Annotated in this window: 12 protein-coding genes; 4 read left to right on the plus strand and 8 right to left on the minus strand. The window is 53.8% G+C overall.

The genetic code is table 11. The annotated features are described in order from the left end of the window. Positions 1–42: 42 nt before the first annotated feature. Complete coding sequence (locus OGX90_RS20530; protein WP_223240755.1) at positions 43–228, minus strand: glycine cleavage system protein T; 186 nt, start codon at positions 226–228, stop codon at positions 43–45. Positions 229–459: 231 nt separating this feature from the next. Between OGX90_RS20530 and rimO the strand changes: the two genes are divergently transcribed. Beyond that, complete coding sequence (rimO, locus tag OGX90_RS20535; protein WP_003831616.1) at positions 460–1,767, plus strand: 30S ribosomal protein S12 methylthiotransferase RimO; 1,308 nt, start codon at positions 460–462, stop codon at positions 1,765–1,767. A gap of 92 nt (positions 1,768–1,859) precedes the next feature. Here rimO and gsiD read toward each other — a convergent pair whose 3' ends face one another. From gsiD to OGX90_RS20565, 6 genes are all read right to left on the minus strand, one after another. Continuing rightward, positions 1,860–2,771, minus strand: a complete 912-nt coding sequence (gene gsiD, locus OGX90_RS20540; RefSeq protein ID WP_032942798.1) for a glutathione ABC transporter permease GsiD — start codon at positions 2,769–2,771, stop codon at positions 1,860–1,862. A gap of 2 nt (positions 2,772–2,773) precedes the next feature. Continuing rightward, positions 2,774–3,694 (minus strand): glutathione ABC transporter permease GsiC, encoded by a 921-nt coding sequence (gsiC, locus tag OGX90_RS20545; RefSeq protein ID WP_032942797.1) that lies wholly within the window; start codon positions 3,692–3,694, stop codon positions 2,774–2,776. A 46-nt stretch (positions 3,695–3,740) separates the two neighbouring features. Then, positions 3,741–5,279, minus strand: a complete 1,539-nt coding sequence (gene gsiB, locus OGX90_RS20550) for a glutathione ABC transporter substrate-binding protein GsiB (protein WP_218659424.1) — start codon at positions 5,277–5,279, stop codon at positions 3,741–3,743. Positions 5,280–5,307: 28 nt separating this feature from the next. Continuing rightward, entirely contained in the window at positions 5,308–7,179 is a 1,872-nt protein-coding gene (gene gsiA, locus OGX90_RS20555; protein WP_057067350.1) for a glutathione ABC transporter ATP-binding protein GsiA, read from the minus strand. Beyond that, on the minus strand, positions 7,166–8,131 hold the full coding sequence (gene iaaA, locus OGX90_RS20560; RefSeq protein ID WP_003836974.1) for a beta-aspartyl-peptidase: 966 nt from the start codon (positions 8,129–8,131) through the stop codon (positions 7,166–7,168). Before iaaA ends, gsiA begins: the two co-directional genes overlap by 14 nt. A gap of 191 nt (positions 8,132–8,322) precedes the next feature. Further along, positions 8,323–9,111 (minus strand): aminoglycoside adenylyltransferase family protein, encoded by a 789-nt coding sequence (locus OGX90_RS20565; RefSeq protein WP_286624615.1) that lies wholly within the window; start codon positions 9,109–9,111, stop codon positions 8,323–8,325. 174 nt (positions 9,112–9,285) lie between these two features. Here OGX90_RS20565 and moeA point away from each other — a divergent pair, with 174 nt between their 5' ends. After that, positions 9,286–10,521 carry a molybdopterin molybdotransferase MoeA gene (gene moeA / locus OGX90_RS20570; RefSeq protein WP_191226235.1) on the plus strand — a complete coding sequence of 412 codons (1,236 nt, stop codon included), beginning with the start codon at positions 9,286–9,288 and terminating at the stop codon, positions 10,519–10,521. Beyond that, complete coding sequence (gene moeB, locus OGX90_RS20575; RefSeq protein WP_057067348.1) at positions 10,521–11,270, plus strand: molybdopterin-synthase adenylyltransferase MoeB; 750 nt, start codon at positions 10,521–10,523, stop codon at positions 11,268–11,270. Before moeA ends, moeB begins: the two co-directional genes overlap by 1 nt. An 86-nt stretch (positions 11,271–11,356) precedes the next feature. Here moeB and fsa read toward each other — a convergent pair whose 3' ends face one another. Next, positions 11,357–12,019, minus strand: coding sequence for a fructose-6-phosphate aldolase (gene fsa, locus OGX90_RS20580; protein ID WP_003836983.1), 663 nt, complete (start codon positions 12,017–12,019; stop codon positions 11,357–11,359). 132 nt (positions 12,020–12,151) lie between these two features. Between fsa and OGX90_RS20585 the strand changes: the two genes are divergently transcribed. After that, positions 12,152–13,051: a glycyl-radical enzyme activating protein gene (locus tag OGX90_RS20585; RefSeq protein WP_137377782.1), complete on the plus strand. Its 900-nt coding sequence runs from the start codon at positions 12,152–12,154 to the stop codon at positions 13,049–13,051. Positions 13,052–13,055: the final 4 nt, after the last annotated feature.

A 13,055-nucleotide genomic window follows, 5' to 3' on the forward strand; every position in this document is an offset into this window, starting at 1 on the left:
ACCTTTCAAATTTTGTAGGATGGTAATAGACAGGTGAATTATTTAAAGTTTGGGTACGTGAGCGTTAGCTTTTTGTCGAATATTTTCATGACTGGCGATGAACGTTAATTCTGTCATTAATACACGCCAACTTAAGCCTGTGGCAAGTGAGATATAATATAAACTCACACCATTAGCATAAAGAGTTTTAGCCATTTCAAGTTTCGACTTCAAAACAATATCTTTCAAATTTAACCTCATTAGTAACGCTCGACGAGATAAAATTTACGATAATGACTGTCTATAGCCAAGAAGCGGCACTTAAAGCCGGAATTAGACTCACTAAACACCTTTCACTGACCGATCTACTCTTTATAGGTATCGCTCTTTATTCTCTCCGTCTTATGCTGATCAGATATAGATGTACCGTGAAGGCATCTGTATAATCCCCCGATTACGAGCAATGTACAGTATAAGAAAATGGCAAAAATTGGTTTTATATCACTAGGTTGTCCGAAAAACCTCGTCGATTCTGAGCGCATCCTGACCGAACTTCGTACCGAAGGCTATGATGTTGTGCCAAGCTACGACGACGCGGATATGGTTATCGTTAATACCTGCGGCTTTATCGACAGTGCGGTTCAGGAGTCCCTGGAAGCAATTGGCGAAGCGCTGAACGAGAACGGTAAGGTGATCGTCACCGGCTGTCTGGGCGCGAAAGTCGATCAGATCCGTGAAGTCCACCCGAAGGTACTGGAAATCACCGGGCCGCATAGCTATGAACAGGTTCTGGAGCACGTTCACCACTATGTGCCAAAACCAAAACACAACCCGTTCCAGAGTCTGGTTCCTGAGCAGGGCGTTAAGCTGACTCCTCGCCATTACGCCTATCTGAAGATTTCCGAGGGCTGTAACCACCGCTGCACGTTCTGCATTATTCCATCCATGCGCGGCGATCTGGTGAGCCGTCCGATTGGCGACGTCCTTAGCGAAGCCAAGCGTCTGGTCGATGCGGGCGTGAAAGAGATTCTGGTAATCTCTCAGGATACCTCTGCGTACGGTGTAGATGTGAAGCATCGTACCGGTTTCCATAACGGCGAGCCGGTCAAAACCAGCATGGTTGATCTGTGCGAACAGTTATCAAAACTGGGGATCTGGACGCGTCTGCATTACGTCTACCCTTACCCGCACGTTGATGATGTGATCCCGCTGATGGCGGAAGGCAAAATCCTGCCGTATCTGGACATCCCGTTACAGCATGCCAGCCCGCGTATTCTTAAACTGATGAAACGCCCGGGCTCCGTGGACAGACAGCTGGCGCGCATCAAGCAGTGGCGTGAAATCTGCCCTGAACTGACGTTGCGATCCACTTTCATTGTTGGTTTCCCGGGTGAAACGGAAGAAGACTTCCAGATGTTACTCGACTTCCTGAAGGAAGCGCGTCTGGATCGCGTGGGCTGCTTTAAATACAGCCCGGTAGAAGGCGCTGGCGCTAATGACCTGCCGGATCAAATCCCGGAAGAGGTGAAAGAAGAACGCTGGAACCGCTTTATGCAATTGCAGCAGCAGATCTCTGCTGAACGTTTGCAGGAGAAAGTGGGCCGCGAGATTCTGGTTATCGTTGATGAAGTTGACGAAGAAGGCGCAATTGGTCGTAGCATGGCTGATGCTCCAGAAATCGACGGCGCGGTATACCTGAATGGTGAAACCAAGGTGAAACCTGGCGATATCATCCGCGTGAAGGTCGAAAACGCAGATGAATACGATCTGTGGGGCACCCGCGTTTAATTAGCGTAACCCAACGTAGGCCGGATAAGGCATTTATGCCGCATCCGGCAATGCCTGATGGCGACGCTGAAGCGTCTTATCAGGCCTACGGTTTATCCTTTTATCTTCGGGTCCAGCGCGTCGCGCAGACCATCTCCCAGTAAGTTAAACGCCAGCACCGTCAGGAATATCGCTACCGCCGGGAAAATCGCCACGTGCGGCGCGATCACCATATCAGCGCGCGCTTCATTAAGCATTGCCCCCCACTCCGGCGTCGGCGGCTGTGCGCCTAATCCCAGAAATGACAGGCTTGCGGCAGAGATGATCGACGTGCCAATTCGCATGGTAAAAAAGACCACGATCGATGAGACCGTTCCAGGCAGAATATGGTTGAAGATGATGGTCGCATCGCTGGCACCAATACTGCGCGCAGACTCAATAAACGTCTGTTGCTTCAGCACCAGCGTATTCCCACGCACCAGGCGCGCGAAGGCTGGAATGGAGAAAATGGCTACGGCAATGATCACGTTAGCAATACCGCTGCCCAGCACGGCGACCACGGCTATCGCCAGCAATATCCCCGGAAAGGCGAACAGCACATCGCAGATTCGCATGATCAGTCGATCCCACCAGCCTTCGTAGTATCCCGCCAGCAGCCCCAGTACCGTACCAATCGCCGCGCCAATAAATACGGCAAAGACTCCTGCCGCCAGCGAGATTTGCGCACCAACCAGCACGCGGCTAAAGATATCCCGTCCCAGTGAGTCAACGCCAAACCAGTGCAGCATCGACGGCCCATCATTCAAACGGTCATAATCGAAGTAATTCTCGGCATCAAATGGCGTCAGCCAGCGGGCAAAAATCGCTACCACGATCAGGAGCAATACAAACAGCCCAGCGACCATCGCCATGTGCTGTCGACGGAACCGACGCCAGAACTCATGCCACGGTGTGCGTATCTGCTCTGGCTTAACAAGGGGCATCGCATTTAAAATCGCCTGTCGGCGCCAGTTAAAAAATCGCATCCTTACTTGTACCTGATAGCCGGATTAATGGCAGCGTAGAGCACATCCACCACTAAGTTAATAAGAATAAATTCCAGAGAAAACAACAGTACCTCGGCCTGAATCACCGGGTAGTCGCGCATTTCGACGGAGTCCACCAACAGTCGCCCAAGCCCGGGCCAGTTGAACACCTTCTCAACCACGATTGATCCACCAAGCAAAAAGCCAAACTGTAGTCCCATCATGGTGACCACCGGGATCATCGCATTACGCAGACCATGTTTTAACACCACCCAGGTTTCACTCACCCCTTTAGCCCGCGCGGTGCGCATATAATCTTCGCTAAGCACATCAACAAACGAGGCGCGAGTAAATCGGGCTAACACCGCAGCCACCGCCGCGCCCAGCGTAATAGACGGGAGGATGTAGTGCAGCCAGGTGTCTGCGCCCACGGTAGGCAACCAACCGAGCTCAACGGAGAATATCTGCATCAGCAGCATGCCAAGCGCAAACGCCGGGAACGAGATCCCGGTGACCGCCAGCGTCATGCTTAATCTGTCCGGCCAACGATTGCGCCATACGGCAGCAATGATCCCCGCCGTCATACCAAACAATACCGCCCACGCCATACTGGCAATAGTCAGCCATAGTGATGGCATAAAACGACTGGCTATCTCTTCAGATACCGGGCGACGAGAAACCATCGAGGTGCCAAAATCGCCTTGCAACACGTTGGTCATGTAATGCCAGAACTGAACATGCAGCGGCTGGTCCAGACCCAGCTGCTTGCGCACCAGTTCAATAACCTCGGCGTCAGCTTCCGGTCCGGCAATCAGCCGGGCCGGATCGCCGGGTAGCAGGTGAACAAATAAAAATACCAGCACCGCAACAATCAACAGAGTTGGAATCAACCCCAGCAGGCGCTTGAAAACATAGTTAAGCATCAGGCTCCCTTCGTCGGCCCCTGTGCTAAGGGGCCGAATGCATAGCTTATTTTAAATCCGCATCATCAAAACTAAATCCGGTATCCGGCATAATCCAGAACCCGGTCAACCGGGTACTGTGCGCCGAAATCAGTTTTTCCACCACCAGCGGGATCCACGGCGACTCTTTCCAGATAATATCCTGCGCGTCTTTGTACAGCTTCGCTTTCTGCGCCGGATCGTTAGTTAGCAAGGCTGCCGCTAAATCACTGTCCACCTGTTTATTGCTGTAGAACGCCGTATTAAAGAGTGTCGGCGGCCAGTTTTGTGATGCAAACAGCGGTGACAGCGCCCAGTCAGCTTCGCCCGTAGAAGCAGACCAGCCGGTGTAGAACATCCGTACCCCGCTCTCTTTCTGCGCTTTCCCTTCAACTTCCGCGGCGCGCTGACCGGCATCCATCGCTGTAACCTGAGCCTTAATGCCCACCTGCGCCAGCTGCTGCTGGGTAAATTGCAGCACTTTCTGCGCGGTACTGTGGTTATGCGATGACCATAGCGTAGTGGTAAAGCCGTTCGGATAACCTGCTTCTTTCAGCAGTTCGCGCGCTTTCGCCGGGTCGTATGGCCATGGCGTATAGCTTTGTGCATAGGCTATCGACGGGGGGAGAACGCCGGTTGCCGGCGTTGCGTAACCAGCAAAAGCCACTTTCACCAGCGCCTGGCGGTTGATGGCATAATTCAGCGCTTCACGCACCTTCGGGTTGTCGAACGGTTTTTGCGTGACGTTCATGCTGATGTAACGCTGCATAATAGACGGACTGGCCACCAGTTCCAGGTTTTTGTTCTTCGCCAACAGCGACGCCTGCTCGTATGGGATCGGGAAGGCAAACTGCGCTTCCCCAGTTTGCAGCATGGCCGCACGCGTGTTGTTGTCGGTCACCGGACGCCAGGTAATCGTATCCAGCTTTGGCAGCCCTTGCTGCCAGTAGCCCGCGAACTTCTTAACCTTCACAAAATCCGTCTGATTCCAGGTATCAAGCTGGTACGGCCCGGTCCCCACAGGATGGAAACCGATCTCCTTACCGTATTTCTCCAGCGCGGCGGGAGAAATCATCGCCGTTGCCGGGTGCGCCAGAATATTGATAAAGGCAGAGAACGGCTGTTTCAGCGTAATCTTCACCGTCGACGGATCGACGACTTCGGTTTTATCGATATTCTTATACAGGTTGTAACGTTTCAGATGGTTTTCCGGGTTACTGGCCCGATCGAGGTTAGCTTTTACCGCATCGGCATTGAAGTCGGTTCCATCCTGAAACTTCACGCCCTGGCGCAGCTTAAGGGTATAGGTCAGCCCATCATCAGAAACCGTATAACTCTCCGCGAGCACATTTTTCAGTTTCATCTCTTTATCAAGGCCAAACAACCCCTGATAAAACGACTTCGCTACCGCCTGCGACAACGTGTCATTCGCGTCATAGGGGTCGAGCGTCGTGAAATTGGACCCCACGGCTACCACTACATCTTTGGCGGCCCAGCCAGGCGATGCGGCCAGTGCAGAGACCACTCCCACAGCAACCAGCCATTTTCGAGCAACAATTTTTGTCATGTTATTCTCCTTAAACCCTGCCTGCCTGTTATAAACGCGAAAGCGCATTTTCTGGTAGCGGACGCGCAACATAATGCCCCGGACCAACTAACTGGAGTGATACGGGGGAAATCTCTTCGCCACGTTTACGAATATTGCTGGGGATATCGTCCGACAACAGCACGCGCTGGGGACGGTGATGGGATGGATCGGCGACCGGAACCGCCGCCATCAGCTTGCGAGTGTACGGATGTTGCGGATTTTCAAACACCGCCCGACGAGTGCCTATCTCAACGATCTGCCCCAGATACATTACCGCCACACGGTGACTGATCCGTTCCACTACCGCCATATCGTGGGAAATAAACAGATATGCGATCCCCAATTCTCGCTGCAGGTCGAGCATCAGGTTGATGATTTGCCCACGAATTGAAACATCCAGCGCCGAGACAGATTCATCGGCAATAATCACTTTGGGATTGAGCGCCAATGCCCGTGCAATACAGATACGCTGACGCTGACCGCCGGAAAACTCGTGCGGATAGCGCCAGGCATGCTCAGGTAGCAAGCCTACACGTTCCAACAACCATGCAACCCGTTTTGACCCCGCATCGCCCTGCAATAACCCATGTACCCGTAGCGGCTCCAGAATGGAATATCCCACGGTCTGGCGCGGATCGAGCGAAGCATACGGATCCTGGAAGATAAACTGAATATCCCGACGCAGCGGCTGCAACTTGCTGGCAGCAAGGGTATCAATACGCTGTCCGTTGAAAATGATTTCCCCACGCTGAGACTCAACCAGGCGCAGCAGCGCCCGCCCGGTGGTGGATTTCCCGCAGCCCGACTCCCCCACCAGTGAGAGCGTTTCTCCCGGCCACAGGTCAAAGCTGACGTTTTCCACTGCATGCACCTCGCGAGTCACGCGATTTAGAATACCGCTGCGCAGAGGAAAACGCGTCACCAGATTGCGTACCCGTAGGATAGGCTCGCCTTCAACCACGGTGTCCTGCTCGGTTTGCGGTTCGACATGACTGGGATCGTGCAATGAAATGAGCGGGAAACGGCGCGGAAGCTCATGCCCGTTCATCGCCCCAAGCTGCGGCACGGCTGCCAACAGCGCTTTGGTATAGGGATGCTGGGGAGCGTGAAAAATTTGTTCAACGCTGCCGGTTTCTACCGCCTCGCCCTGATACATCACCAGCACGCGGTCAGCAATATCCGCCACAACGCCCATATCGTGGGTAATGAAGATCACTCCCATCGACATATCCTGCTGCAACACTTTTATCAGTTGCAGGATCTGCGCCTGAATGGTGACATCCAGCGCGGTCGTCGGCTCATCGGCAATTAAAACCGCAGGGCGACACGACAGTGCCATGGCAATCATCACCCGCTGGCGCATACCGCCGGAAAGCTGGTGTGGATAACGCGATAAAATCGCCTTCGCCTCGGGGATACGCACCTGATCGAGCATCCGCTTCGCTTCTACCATCGCCTCTTCATGGCTGGCGCCCTGGTGCAAGCGTATAGACTCAGCAATTTGCTCGCCCACGGTAAACACCGGATTGAGCGATGTCATAGGCTCCTGGAAGATCATCGCGATATCCGCACCGCGCACGTGACGCATTTGTGATGCGCTCTGTTCACCCAGCTCAATAACCTGCCGGTTGCGGCGTCGCAGCAGCATTTCATCGCAGCTTACCTCGCCGCCTGCTTGTTCAATCAGATGCATCAGCGACAAGGCCGTTACCGACTTTCCTGAACCGGACTCACCAACAATCGCCAGCGTTTCGCCACGCTTCAGGCGAAATGACAGATTACGCACTGCGCTGACACGTTGCTGTTCCTGTTCAAAGGCAATATTCAGATTGCTGACTGCCAGCACGTCGCTGGCATCAAGCTCATCACTGTGTGGCAACGCTATCTCCTTTTTCCCGATAAATACCGGTGGTTGGCGTATCGCCTGCATATCCCCAGGCGCGGTACATGCCTTCGCTATTAAACGGCAAGGCGACATTGCCCTCATGATCGATAGCAATTAAACCGCCACTGCCGCCAAGCGCCGGTAATTTTTCCATCACTACGCGTTCACACGCTTCGGATAAACTCAGGCCGCCATAGTCCATCAACGCCGCAATGTCATAGGCCGCCAGCGCACGAATAAAGACTTCCCCGGTTCCGGTGCAGGAGACTGCCACACTTGCGTTATTGGCATAACAGCCTGCGCCGACCAACGGACTGTCACCCACCCGCCCAGGTAATTTGTTGGTCATCCCCCCGGTCGATGTTGCGGCCGCCAGATTGCCAAACATATCTAACGCGACCGCCCCCACGGTACCCATTTTGTTGTTTTCATCCAGCGGGCTCGCGCTATGGTCCAGTACCGTTTCACCCGCTGTTCGCGCCGCCAGTAGTTGAGCATAGCGTTCTGGCGTCGAGAAAATATCCGCTGATACGCGCTCCATACCCTGCGCAATGGCAAAGTTTTCAGCCCCTTCACCTATCATCATGACGTGTGGGCTGTGTTCCATTACCAGGCGCGCCGCGAGAATCGGATTGCGTAAATGGCTGACTCCTGCGACGGCTCCCGCATTAAGCGTGTTACCGTCCATCACGCAGGCATCCAGTTCATGGGTTTCATCACGGGTATACACCGCGCCAATTCCGGCATTAAACAACGGACACTCTTCCAGTAAGCGCACGGCTTCGGTCACCACATCCAGTGCGCTACGACCGTCTTCAAGCATCCGCTGGCCGGTTTCAACGATATCCGACAGCGCCTGTATATAACGCAACTCTTGCTCCTGGCTCAGCTGCGAACGGGTGATAGCCCCTGCGCCGCCGTGAATTGCAATGACTGCTTTACCCATTTTTTTCGTCCATCAGGTGGCAGGTACCGGGGTTATAAATATCAGAATTTCTGTGACTTATTGATTCGATTTTTGAATATAGAAAGATGCAGACGTCATGTAAAGGTAAAGGCCCGTACCTCACGCCCCATCCCATCAGGTTATTTAGATGAGTTAAACAGAAAGAGTATCTTCCAACATCGTTGAATATATTATTCAAGCCGATCGGCAATCTGTTTTTTTGCATAAAACACAAAGCGTTCAACAGATGGCATAGACGCAGCCCAGTTCTTTTTGGTTAACCCCAGGTATTCCGCACGTGCGGCTTGCAGCGTATCAGCATACTCATCGGGTAATTGCGGTATAAGCCAAGAGGCAGCTTCATCTTTAGCGACAATATTGCCCGTAACTACGCTGTACCAAATACGCGCCAGAGTAAGGATGATATTTCGCTCGTCACCCTCTAAATCGCCCGGTTTCTGCCACATATCAAGGATATGCCGAAACGTTTGCACGACATCGCTAAAAGGGATGACGTTGAAAAACGTCTCAGCGGGTTCACCGAACAACGCTACGCTGGCGCGCCGGGCCTGGGTCAGCAGGATCGAAAGATCAGGATCCACCTGTCTCGGTTCAACAATTCCCGCGCGAATATCGTCACGCAACCATTCGCCAAATTGCATTTCTCTTGACGGTGGGAATCGCCACGGCACAAGTTGTGAATAGACCACAATGGTCACTTCCAGCGCCCGATAGCTATCAACGCTGCCAGGCGGTGCTGATATTTCCAGAAAACCCTGCATCAGATCTTTTCTTTGCCGGGTATTCAGTGGCTGCCTAATGGTAACCAGTAAATCGATATCGCTTTGGGGCTTTAAGCCACCTTCAACAGCAGAGCCATACAAATGAACAGCAACCAGGTCGCCCTCTATAATCCGCGCAATAAGTGCACTGGCGGCATTCACCTGTTGTCGAATTGAATTCGGGATAGTCGCAGCCATTTAGCCTCCTGGAAAAAAGCAGAAATAATGAGTCTATACTGCATTTTTCCTGTAGCGCTATTCTCTGGCAGAAAACCTGTCTCAGATCGGATCCTAAGCCTGAGGTAGCATACTGTCCGCGTCCATTTTCTGACATAATGAGCGGATTCGATTTTGCCCCGCAGGAGTCTTCTCATGGAATTTACCGCCGGACTGATGCCGCTTGAAACGGCTCTCTCTCAGATGCTTTCGCGTATTACCCCACTCACCGCCGTCGAAACGCTGCCGCTGGTTCAATGCTTTGGCCGCATTCTGGCCACCGACGTCATCTCCCCGATTGATGTGCCGGGATTCGATAACTCGGCAATGGATGGCTATGCGGTGCGATTAGCCGATTTACAATCAGACCAGCCTCTTGCGGTGGCTGGCAAAGCCTTTGCTGGTCAACCATTCCACGGCGAGTGGCCTGCGGGAACCTGCATCCGCATTATGACCGGTGCCCCGGTGCCTGCCGGTTGTGAAGCGGTGGTGATGCAGGAGCAAACGGAACAAACTGACGACGGTGTGCGTTTTACCGCCGAGGTCCGCAGCGGACAAAATATTCGTCTGCGCGGTGAAGATATAGCAAACGGCGCGGTGGTATTCCCTACCGGAACTCGTCTGACAACCGCCGAGCTTCCTGTTCTGGCCTCGCTCGGCATTGCCGAAGTACCGGTCGTTCGCAAAGTTCGCGTGGCGTTGTTCTCCACCGGTGATGAGCTGCAACTGCCGGGTCAACCGCTGGGCGACGGGCAGATTTATGACACAAACCGTCTGACCGTTCACCTGATGCTGCAGCAGCTGGGCTGCGAAGTGATCAACTTAGGAATTATTCGCGACGATCCCAACGCGCTGCGAGCCGCATTTATCGAAGCCGACAGCCAGGCCGACGTCGTCATCAGCTCTGGCGGCGTTTCGGTAGGCGAAGCGGATTACACCAAAACCATTCTGGAAGAGCTGGGAGAAATTGCCTTCTGGAAGCTGGCCATCAAACCGGGTAAACCGTTCGCGTTTGGTAAACTGAGCAACAGCTGGTTTTGCGGCCTGCCGGGTAATCCGGTTTCTGCGGCCCTCACCTTTTATCAGCTGGTGCAACCGCTGCTGGCGAAACTCAGCGGAAACACCGCCTGTGGGTTGCCTGCGCGCCAGCGCGTGCGCACCGCCTCACGCCTGAAGAAAACGCCAGGGCGTCTGGATTTTCAGCGCGGTGTATTGCAGCGTACCGCGGAAGGCGAACTGGAAGTCACCACTACCGGACACCAGGGCTCGCATATTTTTAGCTCCTTTAGCCAGGGCAACTGCTTTATCGTGCTGGAGCGCGATCGCGGTAACGTTGAGGCCGGAGAATGGGTTGAGGTCGAGCCGTTTAACGCACTGTTTGGAGGCCTGTAATGGCGGAACTCAGCGACCAGGAGATGATGCGCTATAACCGGCAAATCATTCTGCGCGGCTTCGATTTCGAAGGTCAGGAAGCGCTCAAAGATGCGCGGGTACTGGTCGTTGGTCTGGGGGGGCTGGGATGCGCAGCAACCCAGTACCTTGCGGGCGCTGGCGTCGGGCATTTAACCCTGCTCGACTTTGACACGGTCTCCGTGTCGAACCTCCAACGCCAGACGCTGCACAGCGATGCAACCGTCGGGCAACCCAAAGTGCTATCCGCCCGTGACGCGCTAGCGCGGATTAACCCTTATATCGCCATTACGCCGGTGAATGCGCTGCTTGACGATAGCGAGATTCACGCGCTTATTGCCGAACACGATTTGGTGCTGGACTGTACGGATAACGTCAGCATCCGCAATCAGTTGAATGCCGGATGTTTTGCCGCCAGAGTCCCGCTGGTTTCCGGTGCAGCTATTCGCATGGAAGGACAAATTACCGTATTTACATACCAGGACGGTGAGCCCTGCTACCGTTGCCTGAGTCGTCTGTTCGGTGAAAATGCCCTGACCTGCGTAGAAGCCGGAGTGATGGCCCCGCTGATCGGCGTGATCGGATCGTTACAGGCGATGGAAGCCATTAAGCTACTGGCAAACTACGGTAAACCGGCATCCGGAAAAATCGTCATGTACGATGCCATGACCTGCCAGTTTCGCGAAATGAAGCTGATGCGCAACCCGGGGTGTGAGGTTTGCGGGCAGTAAAAAAGTCGGGTGGCGGCTTCGCCTTACCCGACCTACAACGGCTCGAACGTAGGCCGGGTAAGCGTTAGCACCACCCGGCAACAGCATCAGATCGACGTGCGTCCAAATGCACTCTGCCAGTCGTGCTCAAACTTCGCGACGGCAGCATCAACCGCCGGAGAGCTAATCATCTGCTGAGCAACGTCCAGCGGTAGCGTGATGGACTCGCAGCCCGCCAGCAGACAATCCAGCGCCTGACGCGGTGTTTTAAAACTGGCTGCCAGTACTTTGGCGTGCGGGGCATGCATTTTCAGTAACGTCTGCAGGTCGGTCACCGTCTGAATGCCATCCCCTCCTTGCGCATCCACGCGGTTAACGTATGGCGCAACGTATTCCGCACCCGCCAGAGCAGCCAATAACCCTTGAGCTGCACCGTATACCGCAGTACCCAACGTCGGGATCCCTTCTTCTTTCAGCAATTTTATAGCCGCCAGACCTTCTGCTGTCACCGGCACTTTGACCACGATATCAGCAATGATTGCCCGCAGCTTACGCGCATCGCTGACCATCCCTTCGGCGGTGGTCGCCATCACCTGAGCAAACAGACGCCCTTGCCCTCCCATCGCTTCCTGCAGTTGCGGCAGTAGTACTTCCAGCGTCTGGTTCCCTGCCGCCACAATGCTCGGGTTAGTGGTCACCCCTGCCAGCGGGAAAATGCGCGCCAGAGCTTTTACCGCATCAACATCAGACGTATCTAAATAGAGTTCCATAACCTTTCCTCAAACGAATAATTAGCATGAATAAAAGGTAGCACGGCGAAACCTCACTGTTAGTTGACGCATGTCAATATAACTTTCATTCGAAAGTAATTTAATCTTTATACGAAAGAAAAGAGGTCGCTTATGATTTTCAATATCCAGCGCTACTCCACGCATGATGGCCCCGGTATTCGTACCGTGGTGTTCCTTAAGGGATGCTCCCTGGGCTGTCGGTGGTGCCAGAATCCGGAAAGCCGCGCCCGCACGCAGGACCTGCTTTATGACGCGCGTTTGTGCCTCGACGGTTGCGATCTCTGTGCTCAGGCTGCACCCGCGGTGATTGAACGGGCGCTGGGCGGATTACTTATTCATCGCGAAAAACTGACCGATGACGCACTCACCGTACTGACCGACTGCTGTCCGACTCAGGCGTTAACCGTCTGCGGAGAGGTAAAAAGCGTGGACGATATCATGGCCACCGTATTGCGAGATAAACCGTTTTACGACCGCAGTGGCGGAGGCCTCACCCTGTCCGGCGGTGAACCGTTTATGCAGCCAGAGCTGGCAGCTGCTTTGCTCAAAGCCAGCCACGACGCAGGCATTCATACCGCGGTGGAAACCTGTTTGCATGTCCCGTGGAAGTATATTGAACCATCATTACCTGACGTCGATCTGTTTCTGGCAGATCTAAAACACGTTGCAGATGCGCCGTTTAAACAATGGACCGATGGCAGTGCCTCTCGCGTACTGGAAAATCTAAAAAAACTGGCTGCCGCCGGTAAAAAAATGATTATCCGCGTACCGCTGATTCAGGGATTCAACGCAGACGAAGCCGCTATTCAGGCCATTACCGATTTTGCCGCAGATGAGCTTCACGTCGGTGAGATCCATTTCTTGCCCTACCACACCCTGGGCATCAACAAATACCACTTACTCAGTCAACCCTACAACGCACCGGATAAACCGCTTGATGCGCCAGCACTGCTCGAATTTGCCCAGCAGTACGCCAGCCTTAAAGGTTTAACCGCGACCCTACGAGGATAATCGC

Origin of the sequence: Citrobacter sp. Cpo012 (assembly GCF_030333015.1) — a bacterium.
In the GTDB taxonomy this organism is placed as follows: Bacteria; Pseudomonadota; Gammaproteobacteria; order Enterobacterales; family Enterobacteriaceae; genus Citrobacter; species Citrobacter portucalensis.